This is a genomic window from Bacillus cereus group sp. MYBK101-2 (genome assembly GCF_051918845.1).
In the GTDB taxonomy this organism is placed as follows: Bacteria; Bacillota; Bacilli; order Bacillales; family Bacillaceae_G; genus Bacillus_A; species Bacillus_A paranthracis.
Window position 1 is genome coordinate 18,796 of the sequence record NZ_JBQAIE010000019.1, and the last position, 23,598, is coordinate 42,393.

Here is a 23,598-nt window from a genome sequence, read left to right on the forward strand (position 1 = left end):
ATTGAATTGTCTATATCCATCTTGTTTCTAGTTTTCTTGACCAAACAGATAATGGATAGCAAAGTAAGAAATAAAAAATAAATAAGCAACCATATATGAGAAATGCTTCTCCTGTTCGCTCTACAATTTGTTGGCCAGCTTTTATGACTTCAGTTACACCAATTAAAACGGTCAAAGATGTCGTTTGAATAATACGAATGAAGATGTTTATTGTAGCTGGAATCATTCGCCGTATTGCTTGAGGAATGAGTACATATTGATATAATTGTTTCTTATTCATTCCGATAGATTTGCCAGCTTCTACTTGTCCCTTTGGTAAGGACTGAAGTGCACCTCTTACAATTTCGCCTATTTCTGTAATTCCCCATAATGATAGAGCTGTAATAGCAGCTACTGTACTAGAAACATCTATCCCTAGAGCGATTGGAAGACCGAAAAAGAAAAGAAATAACCAAACAAGGATTGGGATAGAACGAAATAATTCAATATAAGTTCTTGAAATGAACCTCAAAATAGTAATCTTTGATGTACGAATGATTCCAAATAGAATGCCGCCAATTGTACTAATGATGATTGTAAAACATGCAATTAATAATGTTTGTTCTAGTCCCTTTAGCAATTGCGGAAGCGATTCTATTAGTAGATTAATGCCCGAATTGCCCATAACGATTTCTCCTTTCTAACCAAGATAGTAGAAATGATAGTGGTACAAAAAGAAAGATATAGGAAGCTGTTAACATAATGAGCATCTCAGATGTTTTGTAATAAATTGAAATCAAATTCGTTGTTGTATACAACAATTCAGGAACAGCGATCGCAGAAACGATAGATGTTTCTTTTAATAGAAAGATAAAATTAGCAAATAGGGCTGGTGCAGAAATAGTTGCAGCTTGTGGTAAAACTACAAATCTAAATAGTTGCCATTTATTTAATCCAATGGCATATCCTGATTCCACTTGGCTTTTGGATATTGAATCAAGACCAGATCGAATGACCTCTGTCATATATCCACCACCTAAAAAACACATTGCAAGTAATGCGATTGAAAAATTAGATAATTTAATACCTAATGATGGTAAACCGAAATATAAGAAAAATAATTGAATGAGTAAAGGTGTATTTCGGGCTACTTCCACATAAGCGCGAACAACTTTATGTATAATATGAATTCGAAAGAACAGAATTAAACCATTTATACTCGCAATAAATAATGAAATGATAATGGCGAAGCATGCGATTTTTAAAGTTAATAGTGCACTATCTACAAATAGTGGAATTTGCTCCTTCATAAAATCAATGTCTATCTCCACATGGACAACCTCCCTTCATTTAGATATCAAGAAAAAAAGATTAATGGTTAGTAAATAAATGTAAAAAGATTCAATTTATTTCCTTTATAATAACATATAATCCCTATAAAACAAGTAGGTTTTATTTGTTTTAGGAAAATAAATGAAATGAATGTAGAAAACACCTCTTCTAAAAGAAGAGGTGCCAATCGTTACATAACCTTTTTTATTTTTTTCGGAACTTCTTTCGTTTGCAAATTAACGTCTTCTTTTCGTAGCTCTTTAAAGAGTGAAGTAATCATAAGGACGACTACGATAGAAAATGGTAGTGCTGCGATGATCGCTGCAATTTGCAGTGCATTTAATCCTCCAGCTTGTAATAAAATAGCTGCAATGATCGCGATTGTTAATCCCCATATAAGTTTTAAACTATTTTTTGGTGATAAGCTTCCGTTACTCGTTTGCATAGAAACGACAAATGTTGCCGAGTCAGCAGAAGTAACGAAAAATGTGGCTACTAAAATTAACCCGATAATTGTTAAAAATGTAGAGAACGGTAGATGTGAAATAACAGCAAATAATCCAATCTCTGTACCATTTTTTGCGATTTCATCAGCTATACCAAGCGATTGGAACATTTCCATATGGATAGCGGTACCGCCAAAGACTGCAAACCAAAATGTGCAGATGAGAGTTGGGACTAATACAACTCCAAAAATAAATTCTTTTATTGTGCGTCCTTTAGAAATACGGGCGATGAATGTACCGACGAATGGAGACCAAGAGATCCACCATCCCCAATAGAAAATAGTCCAGTTTTCTATCCAAGAAGAAGATTTTTCATTAAATGCTCCTAAATTTAATCCCATACTAGGTAAAGCTCCAATATAAGAACCGAGTGTAGATGTGAAATATTTCATAATAAATACAGTTGGTCCTAAAAGTAAAAAGGAGACGAGTAATATACCTGCAAGAGAGAAATTTAAGTTACTCAAATATTTAATCCCACGATCTAAGCCTGTTTGTGCACTTGTTAAATATAAAACAGCGAAGATGGCGATAAGTATGAGCTGTGTAAGTAAAGTGTTATGAATAGAAGGGAATAAATAGCTTAATCCTCCGGCGATTTGTTGAGCACCAATCCCAACAGATGGCACAATACCGAATACAGTGGCTAAAACAGCTAAAATATCAACTGTTTTTCCGATAGGAGAATTTTTCGATCGATTAAATAATGGAGTAACTGTAGCCCCAATTGTGCTACCTTTTTGTTTGCGGAATGTGAAATATGCAATTGTTAAAGCAACCATTGCGTATAGTGACCATGGAAAGAGACCCCAGTGGAAAAATGAATATTGCATAGCGAGCTTGGCGCTTTCCTCTGTACCTGCTTTTCCTGTTAGTGGATCTGTAAAGTGTGAAATCGGTTCAGCGATTCCATAAAAGAGGAGTCCAATTCCCATTCCTGCCCCAAATAACATGGATAGCCAAGATGGATAACTATACTTTGGTTTTTCTCCATCCTTACCAAGACGAATAGAACCGTACTTAGAAAATGCTAAATAAGCGGCTAAAATAATCATTGCGGTCATAAGTAGAGAGTAAAACCATCCAAATTTATTGAGGATAAATGAATTTAAGGAAGATGTAACGCTTTGTAAATCATAGCCTTGTATCCAACTTGCCGGGGTAATTCCCCATATGATGAATAATGTTGTTAGCAAGATGGAGATATAAAATACACTGTTCTCTTTTTTTATCATAGAATCCCACCCTTGTTTAATAAAGTTAACAATTATATTAATCATAACAATTAAAGGGTTAATTGTCAAAAAATTCGATTTTTAACATGTGTAAAAGGACTGTTTAATCGCTAAAGATTCATAACTATTGGCGGCTAGATAGTGGGGAGATTGTTCACGATATGTACAAAATGTAAGAAGAAATAATATGAAATATTGCATTTTATATTGTTGTATCTAGATTTTATGTTAAATTCGTGAATGGAATATTTGAATAGGGGGCAAGGATATGAACAAGAAATCAAAAATTAATAAAGTAATGCTTAGTATTAGTACAATGGCTCTATCGCTGGGGGCAATTCAAACTCATGCATCAGCAGAAGAAAAGGTGCCACATAATGTATTGCATTCGAAACCAGTTGGAATTGAAAAACCAGTAGATGAGATTGGACACGTTTCTAAAGCGGAGGAAACATTATCGTTTGAAGAACGGTTAAAAGTAGGAGACTTTTCACAGCGACCAGCATCTATTACGAACAAAGCGACAGTAAAGCAAGTTAAAGAAAGCTATTCAATGGCTGATTTAAACAAGATGAATGATCAAGAATTAGTTGAAACGTTAGGCAGTATTAAGTGGCATCAAATTACAGACTTATTCCAGTTTAATGAAGATGCAAAGTCCTTTTATAAAGATAAAGGGAAAATGCAAGTCGTTATAGATGAATTAGCTCATCGAGGTAGTACATTTACGAAAGATGATTCAAAAGGAATTCAAACGTTTACGGAAGTGTTACGTTCAGCTTTTTATTTGGCATTTTATAATAATGAATTAAGTGAATTAAATGAAAGAAGCTTCCAGGACAAATGTTTACCTGCTTTAAAAGCAATTGCGAATAACCCAAACTTTAAGCTAGGTACAGATGAGCAAGATACAGTCGTATCTGCATACGGAAAATTGATTAGTAACGCTTCAAGTGATGTTGAAACGGTTCAATACGCAGCTAATATTTTAAAACAATATAATGATAATCTTCATACGTATGTAGACGATCGTATGAAAGGACAAGCTGTATACGATATTATGCAAGGGATTGACTATGATATACAGTCTTACTTAATTGAGGCTCGTAAAGAAGCGAATGAAACGATGTGGTATGGAAAAGTAGATGGGTTTATTAATGAAATAAATCGTATTGCTCTTCTAAATGAAGTAACACCAGAAAATAAGTGGCTCGTTAATAATGGAATTTACTTTGCTAGTCGTTTAGGGAAGTTTCATAGCAATCCAAATAAAGGATTAGAAGTTGTGACACAGGCAATGCATATGTATCCACGTTTAAGTGAACCGTATTTTGTCGCAGTAGAACAAATTACAACAAATTATAACGGAAAAGATTATAGCGGGAATACAGTAGATTTAGAGAAAATACGTAAAGAAGGAAAAGAGCAGTACTTACCAAAAACGTATACATTTGATGATGGATCTATCGTATTTAAAACAGGAGATAAAGTATCGGAAGAAAAAATTAAGAGACTATACTGGGCTGCAAAGGAAGTAAAAGCGCAGTATCATCGTGTAATTGGGAATGATAAAGCGTTAGAGCCGGGCAATGCAGATGATATATTAACGATCGTAATTTATAACAGTCCAGAAGAGTACCAATTAAATAGACAACTGTATGGATATGAAACGAACAACGGTGGAATTTATATTGAAGAAACAGGAACATTCTTTACATATGAACGCACGCCAGAACAAAGTATTTATAGTTTAGAAGAATTATTCCGCCATGAGTTTACCCATTATCTTCAAGGGAGATATGAAGTGCCAGGTTTATTCGGAAGAGGAGATATGTATCAAAATGAAAGGTTAACTTGGTTCCAAGAAGGAAATGCAGAGTTTTTCGCAGGGTCTACTCGAACAAATAATGTAGTACCGAGAAAGAGCATCATTAGTGGATTATCATCTGATCCTGCAAGTCGTTATACAGCAGAGCGTACATTATTTGCTAAATACGGTTCTTGGGATTTCTATAATTACTCGTTCGCATTGCAGTCTTACTTATATACGCATCAGTTTGAAACATTTGATAAAATTCAAGATTTGATTCGTGCGAATGACGTAAAAAATTATGATGCATATCGTGAAAATCTAAGTAAAGATCCTAAGTTAAATAAAGAGTATCAAGAGTATATGCAGCAGCTAATCGATAATCAAGATAAATATAATGTACCGGCAGTAGCAGATGATTATTTAGCTGAACATGCCCCAAAATCATTAACAGCAGTAGAGAAAGAAATGACTGAAACGTTGCCGATGAAAGATGCAAAAATGACAAAACATAGCTCCCAATTCTTTAATACATTTACATTAGAAGGTACGTATACAGGTAGTGTAACAAAAGGTGAGTCAGAAGATTGGAACGCAATGAGTAAGAAAGTAAATGAAGCTTTGGAACAACTTGCGCAAAAAGAATGGAGTGGCTACAAAACTGTTACAGCATATTTCGTCAATTATCGTGTAAATAGCTCAAATCAATTTGAATATGATGTAGTCTTCCACGGTATCGCAAAAGATGACGGAGAAAATAAAGCTCCAACGGTTAATATAAATGGCCCTTATAATGGACTTGTAAAAGAAGGTATTCAATTTAAAAGCGACGGCTCAAAAGATGAAGATGGAAAAATCGTTTCTTATTTATGGGACTTTGGAGACGGAAGCACAAGTGCAGAAGTAAATCCGGTACATGTATATGAAAGAGAAGGTTCATATAAAGTAGCGTTAATAGTAAAAGATGATAAAGGAAAAGAGAGCAAAAGCGAAACAACGGTTACGGTTAAAGATGGAAGTTTAACAGAATCAGAACCAAATAATCGCCCAGAGGAAGCAAATCGTATCGGGCTAAATAGTACGATAAAAGGTAGTCTTATTGGCGGGGACCACACTGATGTTTATACATTTAATGTAGCATCAGCGAAAGATATCGATATTTCCGTTTTAAATGAGTATGGAATCGGGATGACATGGGTACTTCACCATGAATCAGATATGCAAAATTATGCTGCTTACGGTCAAGCAAATGGAAATCATATAGATGCAAACTTTAATGCAAAACCAGGTAAGTATTACTTGTATGTATATAAATATGATAATGGCGATGGAACATACGAATTATCAATAAAATAAGTGCTTTTCCAATGTATGTTTAACTTTACTTTTTGTGGAAAATAGTATATTATATAGATATATAATATATCGGTTATTTTCTAGGAGGAGCCTGTCACAATGGGTTTCTCCTGTTCTTTTTTAGAGGCCTGTATTGCAGGCTTTTCTTTAAAAGACAAATAACTGAAAATTAAGAACAATAATCTTTGGAAGAGGTGGGGCATACACATAACAAAAAAGGGATTGTTTAAGAGAGGGGGATAAGAAATGGTTTTGTTTGGTTATCCACTTGAGACAATTTATTTATATGGATTTATTATTGCTACTATACTCACTGTGATTTATATCTTTTTTGGGGATATATTTGAATCCATATTTAGTTTTGGAGGCGGATCGGTATCCGTTGTTACTTTATTACTTAGTTTTTTCGCTATGTTATGTGGACTTAGTTATATAGGAGAATATTTATTTTCCTTTAATAGTATTCTTATTTTCGTGGCTGCATTTGCTATATCCTTTATTGGTGTATTCATAATGAAAATATTAATTTTAAAGCCGATTGCAGAGGCTGAACAAAATACTGTGCAACGTATGGATGAATTCATTGGTTGCAAGGGAGAAGTCATTACGACAATTCCTACAGAAGGATTTGGTGAAGTATTAATATCCTCCCAATTTGGAAGTAATGCAATTCCAGCTAAAACAATTGGAAAAAAAGATATTTCACAAGGAACTGAAGTTATTATCGAGGGAGTCCAAGATGGTGTTTTGCTTGTACAAAACATCGCTTATTCTTTAAAAAAACCAAAATTATAAGGGGGAATTTACATGACGATTCCATTAATTATTGGTGGAGTTTTACTCGCAATTTTAATTCTACTCATTTTAGTATTCATTACGAAGTATCGAACAGTTGGACCAGATGAAGCGTTAATTGTTACAGGGAACTGGCTTGGTGGTGGGAAAAATGTAGTTACCACTGATGATGGAAAGAAGATTAAGATTATTCGTGGTGGCGGTACATTCGTAGTTCCAATTATGCAAAGAGCAGAACCTTTAAGCCTACTAAATTATAAGTTAGAAGTGGGTACACGCGATACGTATACGAAGCAAGGTGTTCCAGTTACAGTAAATGGTGTTTCTATTATTAAAGTAGGTTCTACAATTGAAGAAGTATCTACAGCAGCTGAGCAATATTTAGGAAAAGAAACAGAAGAGTTAAAGGTAGAAGCAAAAGAGGTTTTAGAAGGTCATTTACGTGCGATTTTATCCTCTATGACAGTAGAAGATGCGTATAGCAATAGAGAGCAATTTGCTCAAAAAGTGCATGAAGTAGCTTCTACAGATTTAAAGAAAATGGGGCTTCGCATCGTTTCCTTTACCATTAAAGAAATCATGGATAAGAACGGTTACTTAGATGCACTTGGTCAGCCACAAATTGCGACGGTTAAGCGTGATGCAACAATTGCAAATGCAGAGCGTGAAAAGGAAGCTCGTATTGAAAAAGCTCGTGCTGAGAAAGAAGCGAAAGAAGCTGAATACCAACGTGATGCCCAAATCGCTGAAGCTGAAAAACATAAAGAATTAAAAGTACAATCTTATAAGAGAGAGCAAGAACAAGCTCGTGCAGATGCGGATCTTTCTTACGAACTACAACAAGCGAAAGCGCAACAAGGTGTTACAGAAGAGCAAATGCGCGTTAAAATCATTGAGCGTGAGAAACAAATTGAATTAGAAGAAAAAGAGATTGCGCGTCGTGAAAAGCAATACGATGCAGAAGTAAAGAAAAAAGCAGATGCAGATCGCTATGCTGTTGAGCAATCAGCGGAAGCAGAAAAAGTAAAACAAATTAAAAAGGCAGATGCGGATCAATATAAGATTGAGGCTGAAGCGAGAGCGCGTGCGGAAGAAGTACGTGTGGAAGGTTTAGCGAAGGCGGAAATCGAAAAAGCGCAAGGTCAAGCAAAAGCGGAAGTACAAAAAGCACAAGGTACGGCGGAAGCAGATGTTATTAGGTTAAAAGGTTTAGCAGAAGCAGAAGCGAAACAAAAAATTGCAGAGGCATTTGAATTATATGGCCAAGCGGCAATTATGGATATGGTACTTAAAATGCTTCCAAGTTATGCGAAGGAAGTTGCAAGTCCACTTAGCAATATTGATAAAATTACAGTTGTCGATACAGGCGGCGGTGGTAAAAATAGCGGCGCTGGAAAAGTTGCAGGCTATGCGACTGATTTAATGGCAACGATGCAAGAAACATTAAAAGCTTCTTCTGGTATTGATTTAAAAGAGTTATTAGAAGGGTTTGCTGGAAAAGGAGCAGTACAACAATTATCGAACGATAAACCTGTTGTATCTGTAGTAGAAGATGAGAAAAACGAAGTAGAAAAAGATAAAGAATAGTATAGTGGGTGGAACCTCTAGTAAGTGAGATACTAGAGGTTCTTCTGTGAATTATTCGAATAATGTACATTTTAATATATTGTTTTAATTATTTAATTTATATAGAATGAAAAGGGTATGTATTAATTCTTTAATAGAAAAAGAGGTAAAGAGTTGATGCATTTTAATCGTATAATTTATATAAAGAAATTAAATGTAAGGTAATTACATTTAAAACGGTATGGAGGGGTAGAAATATGCTTCAAGGGAAATTAAGGAGAAGTAGTTTAAAAGCAAAGTTACTTGTATCATTTGTTATTGTTTTAATTCTTCCAAGTATTGTAATTGGTTGGACGTCTTATCAACAAGCGAAGACAAATTTTAATGAAACAATTTTACAATCAGCGGAAGATAACGTAAAGATTTTAAATAATGTTATTAACAAAGAGATAGACAGTAAAAAGGTAGACGCAGTATATTTTACAAAGTTATTTAACGGAGTAAGTTACGGAACTGATCAGCTTCAAAATGTGCAAAATAAATTAGAAGAATATAATAAATTACATCCAGAAATAGAAGCAATTTATACAGGATCTAGTACGGGACAATTTATTCAATCACCGTCTATTCAAATGCCGGATGGGTATAATCCTACCGAAAGAGATTGGTATAAAGAAGCAGCGAAAAAAAGCGGAGAAGTGGTTATCACAGCTCCATATAAGTCAAGTACAACAGGGAATATTGTTATTACAATAGCAAAACAGAATGAGGATAAAAGCGGTGTTCTCGGTATTGATTTAATTATTAATGATATTGTAAATACTTCAAAAATGGTCAATATCGGTAAAAAAGGATATGTAGCAATCTTCGACCAATCTAAACATGTAATAGCACATCCGACGATGAAACCGGGTGACAAAATAGAAGAAAAACTTGAGAAGGAATTGTACAAACAGGAAACAGGCGATTTTAAATTCAAACTCGATGGTGATGATCGTAATGTTACCTTTATAACAAATAAGCAGACTGGATGGAAAATAGCAGGAATTATGCCTTCAAAAGAAATTATTGAAGCAGCTAATCCTATTTTCTATAAAACGCTAACTGTTATTGGTATTTCATTAATAATTGGTGGGATTTTAATTTACTTCATAATTGCTTCTATCATTAGTCCGTTAAAACAACTTGTTATATCATCGAAAAAGATTAGTGAAGGCGATTTAACAGAAACAATTACAGTTCATTCTAAAGATGAAATTGGACAGCTAGGAGAAAGTTTTAATGAGATGGCGGCATCATTACATCAGGTCATTTCCAATATAAATACTTCAGCAAGTCACGTGGCGGCATCTTCAGAAGAATTAACAGCTAGTATGAAGCAGACAAGTGAAGCGACGGAACAAATTACACAAGCAATAGAGCAAGTGTCGAGTGGGGCTGAAATACAAACGAAAGAAGTTGAAGAAGGCGCAACATTATTAGAAGAAGTTACAGAAGGAATTCAGCGTGTTGCAGATAGTTCTTCATTAGTATCCACAGCATCTATGTATACGAAGAAAAAGGCTGAAGATGGTGGGAAGTTAGTTGAACAAACTGTGAATCAAATGCAATTAATCCATGAGTCTGTTTCACAATCAGATAAAGTTATTGTTTTGTTAGATGATAAATCAAAACAAATTGGAGCAATTCTTGAGGTGATTCAACACATTGCAGAGCAGACAAATTTATTAGCATTAAATGCGGCAATTGAGGCTGCGAGAGCTGGAGAGCAAGGAAGAGGATTTGCAATTGTAGCAGATGAAGTGCGAAAATTAGCTGAGCAATCAGGACAGTCTTCTACGGAAATTGGAAAACTAGTGAAAGAGATCCAATTTGATATAAAAGAAACGGTAAGTTCTATGAAGCAAGTTGGAACAGAAGTACAATCAGGGCTTGTAGTTGCAAATGAAACGAAGCAAAGCTTTGCTGAAATATTGAAATCTACAGATGATACAGTTGTACAAATTGATAACATGGTAGATGTAGCGAAGCAAATGACGGTAGATGCAAGACAAGTAAGTGCATCTATTAATGAAATTGCAGCTACGATTGAAGAAAATGCAGCAAGCGTTCAAAATATTGCTGGTTCCTCTGAAGAACAATTAGCTTCAGTAGATGAAATAAATGCAGCAGCAGTCCATTTATCACAAATGGCAGAAGAATTACAAGAGATGATTGGTAAGTTTAAAGTGTAATAACGAATGCTAAGAAACGAGGTAATAATTTTACTTCGTTTCTTTTTTATGAATAGAAAAAGAAATATAGAGTAACCATGTTATGATTAAGTATAATTAAAGAGACTGTATATTCTTTAAATTCTATCTTTAATCATGTTAGGGGAATGGTTTTGAAATTAAAAAAATTAAAACTACAACCGAGAATTACATTAACTATTAGTACACTAATTTTAGTTGTACTTCTGTTAACGAGTTACTTATTTTATTACATATTATCTGAAACGGTAGAAGAGCAAATTGGGAAACGGGCTTTGCATGTTGCGAAAACAGTTGCTGCTATACCTGAAATAAAGGAAGCTTTTCAAAAAGAAAATCCAGCTTCTATCATTCAGCCGATTGCAGAAAAAATTCGAATTGATACAGATGCTGATTTTATTGTAGTTGGAAATAAAGAGGGGATTCGATATGCACATCCTAAGCGAGATAAAATAGGAGAAGCAATGGTTGGTGGAGATAACGAAGGGGTTCTATTAGAAGGGAAATCTTATGTTTCGAGAGCAACTGGATCATTAGGCCCTTCATTACGCGGAAAAGTTCCAATCCGTAATCAGGAAAATGAAATTATTGGCGTGGTGTCTGTTGGATTTTCAATGGATGATATTCATGGTGCAGTAGAAGTGTATGGAAAGCGTGTATTTTGGATTACAATAGCAGGTCTTTTAATTGGGATAATTGGTTCTATATATTTAGCAGGCAGTATAAAAAGAATGATGTTTGGTATGGAGCCAGAAGAAATTTCATCTTTATATGAAGAGCATAGTACAGTGATTCAATCTGTACGTGAAGGGATTATTGTCATTGATCAAAATGGGATGATTAGATTAGTCAATCAAGCAGCTTATGACATTCTTTCATTAGATGAACAACGAAATATTATTGGAGAATTTATTTTAGATGTAATTCCTAATTCAACGATACTAGATGTACTTCAAACTGGGGAAGAACAGTTTGATCGTCAATTAAATATAAAAGGGCAGGCTGTTATTGCGAACCGTCTACCTATTAAAGTAAAGAATAAAGTAACGGGTGTTGTATCGAGCTTACGTTTGAAATCTGAAATGGATCAGTTAACAGCAGAATTATCTCAGACAAAGCAATATACAGAGGCATTACGAGCGCAAACGCATGAATATAATAACTTATTGTATACGCTCTCAGGCCTTATCCAGTTAGAATCATATGAAGATGCTTTAGAGCTTATTCATAAGGAAACGGCGGTCTATCAAGATTTTGTTCAATTTATTATGAAGCGAATTCAAAATCCGTGGTTAGGTGGGATTTTAATTGGATTCTATAATAGAGCAAGAGAGTTGAAGATTGATTTTATGCTAGATAGAGAAAGTAGCTTAGACAAATTAAGCCCGCACATTGAGAGTAATTATGTCGTTTCTATTTTAGGGAATTTAATTACAAATGCATTTGAAGCGATTGAAAGAAATGAAGAACATGATAAGAAAGTAAGAATGTTTGTAACTGATATCGGAGAAGAAATAGTCATTGAAGTGGAAGATTCGGGGCAAGGAATTCATGATGAAGTCATTACTAGCATATTCTATAAAGGCTTCTCGACGAAAGAAGGCGGGAAGCGAGGATATGGGTTAGCAAAAGTGAAAGAGTTAGTAGAAGATTTAAATGGAAGTATTGCAATCGAAAAAGGGGATTTAGGTGGCGCATTATTTATTATCGCATTACCAAAAGAGAGAGGCGAATTGTAATGGGTGAGGAGATTGAAGTATTGATTGTAGAGGATGATATTCGAATTGCGGACATTCATCGTCGTTTTACTGAAAAGGTTGAGGGGTTTAAAGTAATTGGAACAGCAACGACTGGGGAACAAGCGAAAGAATGGTTAGATCTTGTGAAACCACAGCTCGTTTTATTAGACGTGTACTTACCTGATATGCAAGGTACGGAACTTGTTACGTATATTAGGCATCATTTACATGATACAGATATTATTATGATTACAGCTGCATCGGAAACAGATGTAGTGAGGCACGCCCTGCGGGGCGGAGTAACAGATTATATCGTAAAGCCACTTATGTTTGATCGATTTAAGGCAAGTTTGGAAAATTACCAAAAAAAGCTTGTACAGTTAAAGAAAAATAATCAGTTATCTATAGAACAAATTGAACATTTATGGTCTCAAAGAGGGGTAAAGGGAAATGAAATAGAATATGCTCCGAAAGGTATAGACCCTTTAACTTTAGCAAAAATAAAAAAGCATATGTTAACAGTGAATGAAGAAGGAATTACAGCAGAAATGTTAAGTGCGATGGTAGGAGTAAGTAGGTCGACAGCGAGGCGTTATTTAGAGTATTTAATATCAGGAAAGAAAGTACATGCGGAACTTACATATGGGAGTGTAGGGAGACCGGAGAGACGGTATTTTCTTGTTTCTTCATAATAAAAAAGAGAGTAGAGGATATATGTCCTCTACTCTCTTTTTGTCTTATATTGGAATAATCCCAATTACTATCCCAGTAATCAACATCACCATTGTCGTTCCAACTGCCCACAATAAAGTGAAGCGTTGATGTTCACCAAAATCAACTTTGGCCATTCCGACTAATAAATAAGTGGATGCGACAAGAGGGCTTAATAAGTGAACAGGTTGCCCGAGTAATGAAGCGCGTCCCATTTCGGCTGCACTAATTCCGTAAGCAGCGGCAGCTTTCGTTAAAATAGGTAATACGCCGAAATAAAAAGCATCGTTGGACATGAAAAATGTGAATGGCATACTAAGAAGAGCTGTAATAATTGGTAGTTGTGGTCCAAGAGCGTCTGGTATAAGAGTTACTACACTTTTAGCCATTGCATCTACCATTTTTGTTCCTGATAAAATCCCAGTGAAAATCCCAGCGGCAAATACGAGAGAAACAACCGCTAATACGTTTCCTGCGTGAGAAGCAATACGTTCTTTCTGTTGCTCTAAGTTCGGATAGTTAATCATAACAGCAATAGCGAAAGCGATTGTAAATAAAACAGGTAACGGCATAACTTCTAGTATGAGACAGACAAGTAAAGTAGCAGTTAATAAAAAGTTAATCCAGAGAAGTTTAGGGCGCTTATGAACAGCAGCTTCTACTGTTGCAGCTTGCTCATCTGTTGTTTGCATTTGTTTTAAATATTGTATATCCATAATTCCTAAACGCTTTCTTTCTTTTTTTCCAAGATAGTAAGCAACGAAAACGACCCAAAGTGCACCAGCAATCATTCCTGGTATAAGTGGTGTAAAGAGCTCTGATGCATCTAGTCCAAGTGCACTCATAACACGAGCTGTCGGTCCGCCCCACGGTGTAAGATTTGTCACCCCTGCACCTAACATAACAACCCCAGCTAATATAAGTGGATTCATTCCAAGGCGTTTATATAGTGGGTACATTGCGGAAACAGTAATCATATACGTTGTTGTTCCATCTCCATCTAATGAAACGATAATCGTAAGAATTGCTGTACCAACAACAATTTTTAAAGGGTCTCCTTTTACAAATTTCAAAATCCGACTAATGACAGGATCAAATAAACCGCTATCAATCATAATTCCAAAATACAAAATAGCGAACATAAGCATAATACCAGTAGGTGCTAGTTTTTGAATTCCTTCTAACATCATAGGTCCCATATTTGCATAAAAACCACCAATTAATGCGAAAGTAATTGGAATTAATATTAATGCGACTAGTGCAGACATACGTTTCGTCATAATTAAAAACATAAAGACAAATACCATCGCAAATCCAAGTAGTGCTAACATGTAATCTCCCCCTCAAAAAATGATTGCGCTTTCAAAATGGAATGAAAATTCAGAAAAAGATTTTTTGTTTATCATAAAAGTATCCATCCAAATGGTAAATAATTTGAAAAATAACATCATTAGAAGCATAATTTTTATTTTGGTCATTTTGTTCACGGTAGTTAATTTGAATTTTTAAAAAGTAAGCTGCTCTCCGTAAGAATGGTAGAATAAGATGAAAATATTGAAGTGTGAAATAGGGAGTAGGTTTTATATGAAAACAAGAATGGAAGAGATTTGTAGTTCTTATGAAGGAAAAGTAGAAGAGATTTTTGTTAATGAATCTTCTTACGTATATGAGTGGGAAAAATTAATGATGATCCGAAAAACTAACGGTGAGCTTGAAAAGGTTGCAGTCGGCATTAGTGGAAATATAAGATTAGTAAATGTAGTTGTTGGGCAGCAAATTTATACAGGTACATTATTAGTTAGGTTGGAAGATGATTTATTAATTACAGGTTGTGAATGATGAGAGGTGTGTAGAAATGGCTACACATCTTTTTTGGCCTTTATATTACAAAAAGTACATTATTTTTTCACAAATCTCACACAACTTTTTGATATGCTCCTTGTGGAAGATACGGTTAGGGAGGAAGTAAAATGAGAACAAAGTATGTGACACTTGCTATATGCTTATTCTTTGTCTTTACAATAGTAGGATGTGGTAAGAAACAAGCAGAGGCAGTAGCAATCGATGAGAAACATGATAAGTGTGATATTTGCCAAATTGGGGTAATGGATAATCAATTTGCAACGGAAATTATTTTAGAAAATGGAAAAGCGTTAAAGTTTGATGATATTGGTTGTATGTATAAATGGATGGAGATTAATCCGGGCGAAAAGACAAAAGAAAAATTTGTTCGAGATTATGATTCGAAAGATTGGGTTTCGTTAGAAGACGCTACTTATGTATATGATAAAACAATTACAACACCAATGGCTTATAATGTCATTTCATTTAAAAACAAAAAAGATGCAGAGAGCTTTGTATCTAACTATAAGGGGAAAGTTCTCTCGTATAAAGAGTTAGCAGAGCATAAATGGGAAATGAATAAAGAAATGATGGGGAACCCGAAAAAGGGAAATCACGGTGGGCATCATTAATACTAGAAAAAGACAACTGCATAGTTGTCTTTTTCTAGTATTATTCAGGTGCAAATATAGAAAAGGTGTAAAATTTTTAGAAGAACGGTTACAATGGAATATAGTAACCTAAAGCAATCATTTACCCCGTATTAACGGGCAGTAAAACTCCCACCTCAGAATTAGGCAGGAGCAAAGAAGTTAGGTGGGAGATCAACAGCCCGTAAATACCCGATTGGTTCAACTAATAATCAGTGGGGTGAACCCTCCCACTGATTAAAGTTTCACTTTATGTACTTTTTAGAAATGTATACAAATGCGGTAAAATCGTGCTAAACTAATTGCTTCGCTAATATAAGTTGAGAAACTTAGGTATAAGTTTAGATAATCCGATTAAAGAAGGAATATAAAGGGCTTATGGATAAATGTACTCAAGAAGAGTTATTGTATGTGATGGAGGAATGGTTAAGAAAACATTATCTTTCATAGGAGCTGTAGTTGTGAGAAAACAAAAAATTTTATTATGTATGTTATTAGGACTTTTAATGACGGTAGTGGCTTGCGATAAGCAAGAGGAGCCAGAATCGAAACCGGTTCATGTGAAAAACGAAAAGAAAAAAGAACAGCATAAAGAACAGGAAGAATCTAAAGAAGAAAAAAGTATAAATTTAATGGACAAACAGTTACTACTTTCTGCGACCCTTGGAGACACAGAAACAGCTATGAAGCTGATTCAAGATGGGGCTAATATAAACGTAGAAGGTGACAACGGAGAAACACCTATCCTTGCAGCAACGTATCAAAATCATGTAGAGACAGTGAAAGCATTAATTGGTGCAGGTGCTAATATTGAAAGTAAAGATGAGAAACAAAGTAATCCATTTCTTTATGCAAGTAGAGAAGGATATACAGACATTGTAAAGCTACTAATTAATGCAGGAGTTAATACGAAAGAAACGACTAAATCAGGTGGAACAGCACTCATTTCTGCATCTGAGCGTGGCCATGTAGAGGTCGTAAAAGAATTGTTAGAGCATACAGATATTGATGTGAATTATAAAAATGCTCGTGGTGGAACAGCTTTAGTAGAAGCAATCGTATTAGGAAATGGTAGTGAAAACCATAAGAAAGTAATTCAAATGCTTATTGACCACGGGGCAGATGTAAATATGGCCAATAAGGAAAATATTACGCCACTGCAATATGCTGAAAAAAGAGGTTTTAAAGATATTGCAAATATGTTGAGGGCAGCTGGAGCGAATGAAGTAGTACAGCCACAACAACCAGTAGAATAAAAAACGAAAAATAATCCCATTTAGATAGACAGAATGAAGAAATCAGTTAGCATGATGGATTCAGTAATGTGTATTTGAATGGGATTTTTGTTTTGGGAAAAATCATTTGAAGAGAGGGATAGATAAGGAGTTTTAAGGTAATAGTGCAGGTATTGTTGCATTATGGACAATATTAATAAGAAAAGAAACATACTTCTGAAAATAACTTTAATTCAAAAAGTGATAAGAAAATTAAACAACCTTAATTATAGAATATGAAAGGTAGTTGGGAGTTTGTTTGTACTATTCCTATGTAATGATTAGTGTAAAAAGGAATAGGTGAATATTAACATTCGATTAACAGCTAATTAACAATCTATCAAAACTGACTTAATAAATGCATACTATAGTAAAGGTAACAAAATAACTAGGGTAGAGAACATTTGAGAACACCCGCTTACATATAACGTGCCACTTTCTTAGGTGTGCTCTATTCCCTAGAGTTCAAATAAGGAGAAAGGTGTTCTATGTAAGTAGGTGTTTTTAGTTTGGATAAAAACAGAAAAGCTAGGTGGAATGAATGTTTGAAGAACCTTATATTGCGATGATAAAAGATTGGACAGGATACAACACATACAAAAAATTACCGAAAACAGTTTTTCTTATGACGGGTTCAATGCTGGAGTTACCAGAGCGTGTATATGAATTACAGAAACATGGACATGATGTCTTTCTTCATTGTGATTTTATACAAGGTTTAAATACGAATACAGAGGAAGCGCTTTTGTATATTCAAGACGTTATCGGAGCACAAGGCATTATTTCAACAAAAGGATCGACAATTCGAAATGCCAATAAAATTGGATTAAAAACGATCCAACGTATTTTTATTGTCGATACTTTATCTCTTACAAAATCAATTGAAAATTGTAAAACGACTAAACCGAATGCAGTAGAGATTATGCCTGGTATTATGCCTTCCATTATTAAGCAGTTAGCAGAGGAAATAGAATTTCCTATCATTGCAGGCGGACTGATTCAAACACGAGAAGATGCGGAAATTGCTATTCGTGCAGGCGCAAGTGCAATTTCAACGAGTCATTATGAAGTATGGATACAAGAAGAAAAAAGGAGTGCAACTTTGTGATTGAATTGAAAAATGTTTCAAAGGTATATAAAAATGCAGAAGAGACAGTGGTTAAGGGTGTATCGGTTCATATTAAAAAGGGTGAGTTTTTTGTTTTAGTTGGGCCTTCAGGATGTGGGAAAAGCACATTATTACGAATGATCGCTGGCCTAGAAGAAATTTCTTCGGGGGATTTAATTATTAATGAACGTGTTGCAAATGATTTAGAGCCGAAAGATCGTAATCTATCAATGGTATTTCAAAATTATGCACTATACCCACACTTATCTGTAGAAGAAAATATTTTATTTGGACTTAAGGTAAGGAAAGTACAAAAAGAAGAGCGGCAAAAGAGATTAATGGAAGCTATTGAAATGGTAGGGCTGAAAGAGTATGTGAAAATGAAACCAGGTCAATTATCAGGTGGACAAAGACAGCGTGTTGCGCTTGCTAGAGCGATTGTGAGCCAAGCACCGATTTGTTTAATGGATGAACCACTTTCGAATTTAGACGCGAAATTACGTGCGCAAATGAGAATTGAAATTAGAGAAATTCAGCAGCGTTTAGGAATTACAATGATTTACGTTACTCATGATCAAATAGAGGCGATGACTATGGGAGATCGCATCATGGTTTTAAATAAAGGAAGCATACAGCAAGTTGGAACACCGCTTGACATCTATAACGAACCAGCAAATGAATTTGTTGCAAGTTTTATAGGGTCTCCTTCGATGAATATAAATGATGGAGAAGTAAACAAAGAAAAAGGTGTATTACATATAGGGCAATTGCAAATTCCGTTATCTATTGGACAGTTAAAGCAATTACCAGAAGGAATAATTCGCATAGGCATGCGTCCTGATCATATTGCCCTGTCTGAGGAAGGACAAGAAGTTACGCTACAATCTGTAGAAGTATTAGGCAACGAATCTATATTAAACTTCGCAATAAATGGAACAACTTGGAGTGCAAAAGTCATTGGACAGCTAATCCTGAACAAAGGTGACAAAGTAAAATTATTATTCTCACAAGATAAGTTATGCTTCTTTCATCAAAATACGAATGAACGATTAAAAGTGGTAGCTGAAGAAGAGTTGAAAGTGGTGGCGAAATAATGATTGAAGTAGGCAAGTTACCAGCCCAAGCAAAGGTGGCAAAAAACAAGAATTTATGGAGTAGAACGAAAGATTTAAGAATAGGATTATTATTTTTAGCGCCATCTATTTTATTGTTCTCGATTTTTCTTTTTTATCCATTATTTAGGACGATTTACTATAGCTTTTATTTAACAGATATACACGGAGAAGCTAATCTTTTCGTTGGCTTAGAAAATTATCAATACTTATTTTCTGATCCTGCTTTCTACAAAAGCATAAAGTCAACTTTATTATTTGTTGTATATACAGTGCCTACGAGTATTATACTCGCTTTATTTCTTGCATTGATTGCAAACGGAAAGGTAAGAGGTATTGGGTTATTTCGAGTTCTGTTTTCTTCGACAATGGGAATATCAGTAGCTGCTAGTGCAGTGATTTGGTTATTTTTATTTCATCCAAGTGTCGGGTTATTCAATAATATATTAGCTTCTATGAATCTTCCTGCAATTGCATGGTTAACGAGTCCGGACTGGGCACTATTCTCTGTATCAGTTACAACGGTTTGGGTGAATACAGGATTTGCATTTTTAGTTATATTAGGTGGTTTACAAAATATTGATACGTCTTTATATGAGAGTGCATCTATAGATGGTGCTAGCTATTTATATAAGCTTCGTCGTGTTACATTACCGATGCTATCACCAACTTTATTCTTTATCGTGACAGTAACGTTAATTAGTGCGTTCCAAAGCTTTGGACAGATTGATATTTTAACGCACGGTGGACCGAATGATGCAACAAATTTAATTGTATATTCGATTTATAAAGAGGCATTTGTGAATCATCAATTTGGGACAGCAAGTGCACAAGCGATGGTACTATTTGTTTTCATTTTCATTGCTACATTACTTCAATTTAAGTTTGCTGAGAGAAAGGTGCATTATAAATGATCGTTAAACAGTGGAAACAAAATTTCCTGCTATACATGCTGCTCATAATTAGTGCAGTAATGGTATTTTTTCCTGTGCTGTATGCGTTTTTAATAAGCTTTATGACACCAGACGATATTCAAATGAGAAGGATATTTCCAACTCAATTTACTTTTGATAATTTCATTAATATTTTTCAGAAAGTACCACTTTTTACATATTTATATAACAGCTTAGTTGTATCGATAGTTGTTATGATTGGACAACTTATCGTGTCAAGCTTAGCAGCGTATGCTTTTGTCTTTCTTCAGTTTAAGGGAAGAAATCTTATTTTTTTCCTGTTTATTTCAACGATGCTTATTCCGTGGGAAGCGACGATGGTACCTAACTTTTTAACGATTCAAAACTTTGGCTGGATCAATAGTTTCGCTGGGATGACAGTGCCGTTTTTTGCAACAGCTTTCGGTATTTTCTTGTTACGCCAACATTTTATGACACTTCCGAATGAACTGAAAGAAGCTGCTTTTATTGAAGGGATTGGAAATGTAAGATTTTTGTTCAGCGTTGTAATTCCGTATTGTAAAACGAGTTTTATTACGCTTGGCGTATATAGTTTTTTAACAACATGGAATATGTACTTATGGCCACTTTTAGTGACCACTGATGAAAAGGTAAGAACAGTTCAAATTGGTGTGAAGCAGCTTCAATCTCAAGAAGTTGCAACTGATTGGGGAAGCGTAATGGCTGGCGTTACGGTTATCGTTATACCAACATTGATTCTATTATTTTTAGGACAAAAGCAATTACAACAAGGATTAACAAAAGGTGCAATTAAATAACTAAGAGAAGGTGAGATTAAAATGAGTCTAGTTAAAAAAGGTGCTGCTCTATTAATGGTAGCAACAATGGCATTATCTAGTGCTGCTTGTTCAAATAGTAAAACAGAGGGAAAACCTGAAGCACAGGCAAAAGTAGCACCAGTTGAAAAAAATGGTGATAAAACTGTAATTCGTTTTTGGCATGCGATGGGTGGAAAAACACAAGGTGTACTAGATGGGCTTGTTGCAGACTATAATAAGTCACAAAATAAATATGAGATAAAGGCAGAGTTCCAAGGGACATATGAAGAGTCTTTAACGAAATTTAAAACGATGTCTGCTACGAAAGAAGCGCCAGCTCTTGTTCAGTCGAGTGAAATTACAACAAAATATATGATTGATAGTAAAAAGATTACGCCAATTGATAGTTGGATAAAAAAAGATAAGTACGATACTTCAAAGCTGGAAAAAGCAATTACAAATTATTATTCAGTTGATGGAAAAATGTATTCTATGCCATTTAATTCATCTACACCAGTATTAATTTATAATAAAGATGCTTTCGCAAAGGCGGGCTTAGATCCAGAGAAAGCTCCAAAAACATATGCGGAATTGCAACAAGCAGCGAAAAAGTTAACGATTAAAGAAGGCGGAAATGTAAAACAATATGGATTTTCAATGCTGAATTATGGTTGGTTCTTTGAAGAATTGTTAGCGACACAAGGCGCTTTATATGTAGATAATGAAAATGGTCGTAAAGATGCTGCAAAGAAAGCTGTATTTAACGGTAAAGAAGGACAGAAAGTATTTGGGATGCTAGATGAGTTAAATAAAGCTGGTGCACTAGGAAAGTATGGAGCAAGTTGGGATGATATTCGTGCCGCGTTCCAGTCTGGACAAGTTGCTATGTATTTAGATTCTTCAGCTGGTGTTCGCGACTTAATTGATGCATCTAAGTTTAATGTAGGCGTGTCATATATTCCATATCCAGAGGATTCGAAACAAAATGGTGTTGTTATTGGTGGAGCATCATTATGGATGACGAATATGGTTTCAGAAGAAACACAACAAGGTGCTTGGGACTTTATGAAATATTTAACGAAGCCAGACGTACAAGCAAAATGGCATACTGCAACAGGTTATTTCTCTATTAATCCAGATGCATATAATGAACCATTAGTAAAAGAGCAATATGAAAAATATCCACAGTTAAAAGTAACAGTAGATCAATTGCAAGCGACGAAACAATCTCCAGCAACACAAGGTGCTTTAATTAGCGTATTCCCAGAATCACGAGATGCAGTTGTAAAAGCATTAGAAGCAATGTATGACGGAAAGAATAGTAAAGAAGCGTTAGATGAAGCTGCCAAAGCGACAGATAGAGCAATTAGTATTTCAGCTCGTACGAGTCAAAAATAAGAGAAAGCCGTATCCGAAAAAGGATACGGCTTTCTTTAGGAGATAAGGGATCAAAAAAATGAAGAAGTCTTATCTCTTTTATATGAGTAAAGGGTCTAGAATGAATCTTGTCCTTTTCATTATTTGTTTAACTCCATTGCAACTTGTTTGCCATTTACGAAAACCTCTGCCACTGCTACCATAACTTCCATCACTTTTTTCATTTCTCATCTCTCCTTGTTTTTTTGTTTCATTTCTTACTTTTAGTATAAGGAAATATAGCAATTGCAACTATCGAATTGGATGACAAGAGACTTACATTGTTGTAAGGATAATCGTTGTATTTGTAATAAATGTGATTTTGAATATAAGTTCAAAGGATTCTGTTGTTTTGAAATATAATTAGAAAGAGAGTGGTTGAGAAAGAAGGGGATAATATGAAAAGAATTCTTGTTATTAGTGATATTCATGGAGAAATAGAAAAGTTCGAACAGTTATTGGTAGAGGCTCAATACGATGTAAGGCAGGATCAATTAATTTTACTAGGAGATTATGTGGATCGTGGTCCAAATGCGCGTGCAGTAATTGAAAAAGTAAAAGAGTTAAAAGAAGATGGAGCCTTCGTTCTAAAGGGCAATCATGAAGAGATGATGATTAAGGCGTTAACGACAGATGAGGAACGTTCATGGAACCATTGGGTAAAAAGGAATGGTGGAGATAAGACGTTATACAGCTATGGATTTGTAGAAGAAGATATTGTGGTTAATGAGGGGAATTTCCAAAAACCGATTTTACAATCTCGTGTATTAGATGAACATGTAAAGTTTATTCAAGAATTAGATCATTACGTTGAAACAGAAGAATATATATTTGTACATGCTGGTGTTGAGCCATTGAAGCATGTTTCGGAATGTGAACCATATACGTTAATGTGGATTCGTAATGAGTTTCATAGTGGGTATAGTGGTGAAAAGGTTGTTATATTTGGTCATACGGAAACAAAAACGCTTCATGGTAGTGAGAATTGTGGCGTATATTTTGGGAGCAATCGTATTATAGGAATTGATGGCGGTGCTGTATATGGCGGCCAGCTAAATTGTTTAGAATTGCCGAGCAAAAAGGTATACGTAGTAAAAAATTGAAAGAGATAAGAGGAATCTTATTTCTTTCAATTTTTTATTAAGCTAAATTTAAGGAAGAGCTTGTATAATAAGTCTTCCAA

General features: G+C 34.8%; 19 protein-coding genes and 1 pseudogene. 16 read left to right on the forward strand and 4 right to left on the reverse strand.

The annotated features are described in order from the left end of the window. Nucleotides 1-10 precede the first annotated feature (10 nt). The 3 genes from ACTFSI_RS24750 to opuD all read right to left on the reverse strand — a co-directional run bounded on the left by ACTFSI_RS24750 (nt 11) and on the right by opuD (nt 3,052). Nucleotides 11-664, reverse strand: coding sequence for an amino acid ABC transporter permease (locus ACTFSI_RS24750; protein ID WP_138322509.1), 654 nt, complete (start codon nt 662-664; stop codon nt 11-13). Then, nucleotides 645-1,310, reverse strand: coding sequence for an amino acid ABC transporter permease (locus ACTFSI_RS24755; protein ID WP_000401822.1), 666 nt, complete (start codon nt 1,308-1,310; stop codon nt 645-647). The genes ACTFSI_RS24750 and ACTFSI_RS24755 overlap by 20 nt, the downstream gene beginning before the upstream one ends. A gap of 191 nt (nt 1,311-1,501) precedes the next feature. Next, a complete protein-coding gene (gene opuD, locus ACTFSI_RS24760; RefSeq protein ID WP_138322508.1) occupies nt 1,502-3,052 on the reverse strand; it encodes a glycine betaine transporter OpuD in 1,551 nt (516 codons plus the stop codon). A gap of 268 nt (nt 3,053-3,320) precedes the next feature. Between opuD and colA the strand changes: the two genes are divergently transcribed. The 7 genes and pseudogenes from colA to ACTFSI_RS24795 all read left to right on the forward strand — a co-directional run bounded on the left by colA (nt 3,321) and on the right by ACTFSI_RS24795 (nt 13,262). Continuing rightward, on the forward strand, nt 3,321-6,218 hold the full coding sequence (colA, locus tag ACTFSI_RS24765) for a collagenase ColA (RefSeq protein ID WP_138322507.1): 2,898 nt from the start codon (nt 3,321-3,323) through the stop codon (nt 6,216-6,218). A gap of 246 nt (nt 6,219-6,464) precedes the next feature. Next, nucleotides 6,465-7,013 carry an NfeD family protein gene (locus ACTFSI_RS24770; RefSeq protein WP_000242441.1) on the forward strand — a complete coding sequence of 183 codons (549 nt, stop codon included), beginning with the start codon at nt 6,465-6,467 and terminating at the stop codon, nt 7,011-7,013. Between the two features lie 12 nt (nt 7,014-7,025). Then, nucleotides 7,026-8,600, forward strand: coding sequence for a flotillin family protein (locus ACTFSI_RS24775; RefSeq protein WP_000155015.1), 1,575 nt, complete (start codon nt 7,026-7,028; stop codon nt 8,598-8,600). 236 nt (nt 8,601-8,836) lie between these two features. Continuing rightward, nucleotides 8,837-9,874, forward strand: a pseudogene (locus tag ACTFSI_RS24780) (HAMP domain-containing protein); the annotation flags it as partial. A 78-nt stretch (nt 9,875-9,952) separates the two neighbouring features. Next, on the forward strand, nt 9,953-10,813 hold the full coding sequence (locus ACTFSI_RS24785; RefSeq protein WP_369805076.1) for a methyl-accepting chemotaxis protein: 861 nt from the start codon (nt 9,953-9,955) through the stop codon (nt 10,811-10,813). 146 nt (nt 10,814-10,959) lie between these two features. Next, complete coding sequence (locus tag ACTFSI_RS24790) at nt 10,960-12,570, forward strand: ATP-binding protein (RefSeq protein WP_080776442.1); 1,611 nt, start codon at nt 10,960-10,962, stop codon at nt 12,568-12,570. Further along, the gene (locus tag ACTFSI_RS24795) at nt 12,570-13,262 is read left to right on the forward strand and encodes a response regulator (protein ID WP_000503476.1); all 693 of its coding nucleotides are present in this window, start codon (nt 12,570-12,572) and stop codon (nt 13,260-13,262) included. Before ACTFSI_RS24790 ends, ACTFSI_RS24795 begins: the two co-directional genes overlap by 1 nt. Nucleotides 13,263-13,307: 45 nt before the next feature. On the opposite strand, the gene ACTFSI_RS24800 is transcribed toward ACTFSI_RS24795, so the two are convergent. Then, entirely contained in the window at nt 13,308-14,612 is a 1,305-nt protein-coding gene (locus ACTFSI_RS24800) for a CitMHS family transporter (protein ID WP_044791430.1), read from the reverse strand. A 253-nt stretch (nt 14,613-14,865) separates the two neighbouring features. Between ACTFSI_RS24800 and ACTFSI_RS24805 the strand changes: the two genes are divergently transcribed. The 9 genes from ACTFSI_RS24805 to ACTFSI_RS24845 all read left to right on the forward strand — a co-directional run bounded on the left by ACTFSI_RS24805 (nt 14,866) and on the right by ACTFSI_RS24845 (nt 23,518). Beyond that, on the forward strand, nt 14,866-15,120 hold the full coding sequence (locus tag ACTFSI_RS24805) for a hypothetical protein (RefSeq protein WP_000857647.1): 255 nt from the start codon (nt 14,866-14,868) through the stop codon (nt 15,118-15,120). A gap of 131 nt (nt 15,121-15,251) precedes the next feature. After that, nucleotides 15,252-15,755 carry a nitrous oxide reductase accessory protein NosL gene (locus ACTFSI_RS24810; RefSeq protein ID WP_044791429.1) on the forward strand — a complete coding sequence of 168 codons (504 nt, stop codon included), beginning with the start codon at nt 15,252-15,254 and terminating at the stop codon, nt 15,753-15,755. A 404-nt stretch (nt 15,756-16,159) separates the two neighbouring features. Then, nucleotides 16,160-17,029, forward strand: coding sequence for an ankyrin repeat domain-containing protein (locus tag ACTFSI_RS24815; protein ID WP_000287350.1), 870 nt, complete (start codon nt 16,160-16,162; stop codon nt 17,027-17,029). A 559-nt stretch (nt 17,030-17,588) separates the two neighbouring features. Then, the gene (locus ACTFSI_RS24820) at nt 17,589-18,155 is read left to right on the forward strand and encodes a glycerol-3-phosphate responsive antiterminator (RefSeq protein WP_000461369.1); all 567 of its coding nucleotides are present in this window, start codon (nt 17,589-17,591) and stop codon (nt 18,153-18,155) included. Further along, the gene (locus ACTFSI_RS24825; protein ID WP_138322506.1) at nt 18,152-19,249 is read left to right on the forward strand and encodes an ABC transporter ATP-binding protein; all 1,098 of its coding nucleotides are present in this window, start codon (nt 18,152-18,154) and stop codon (nt 19,247-19,249) included. The genes ACTFSI_RS24820 and ACTFSI_RS24825 overlap by 4 nt, the downstream gene beginning before the upstream one ends. Further along, on the forward strand, nt 19,249-20,181 hold the full coding sequence (locus tag ACTFSI_RS24830) for a carbohydrate ABC transporter permease (RefSeq protein WP_138322505.1): 933 nt from the start codon (nt 19,249-19,251) through the stop codon (nt 20,179-20,181). The genes ACTFSI_RS24825 and ACTFSI_RS24830 overlap by 1 nt, the downstream gene beginning before the upstream one ends. Next, a complete protein-coding gene (locus tag ACTFSI_RS24835; RefSeq protein ID WP_138322504.1) occupies nt 20,178-20,999 on the forward strand; it encodes a carbohydrate ABC transporter permease in 822 nt (273 codons plus the stop codon). The genes ACTFSI_RS24830 and ACTFSI_RS24835 overlap by 4 nt, the downstream gene beginning before the upstream one ends. Nucleotides 21,000-21,020: 21 nt before the next feature. Next, nucleotides 21,021-22,397 carry an ABC transporter substrate-binding protein gene (locus ACTFSI_RS24840; RefSeq protein WP_138322503.1) on the forward strand — a complete coding sequence of 459 codons (1,377 nt, stop codon included), beginning with the start codon at nt 21,021-21,023 and terminating at the stop codon, nt 22,395-22,397. 416 nt (nt 22,398-22,813) lie between these two features. Next, nucleotides 22,814-23,518, forward strand: coding sequence for a metallophosphoesterase family protein (locus ACTFSI_RS24845; protein ID WP_138322502.1), 705 nt, complete (start codon nt 22,814-22,816; stop codon nt 23,516-23,518). The last annotated feature ends 80 nt before the right edge of the window (nt 23,519-23,598 follow it).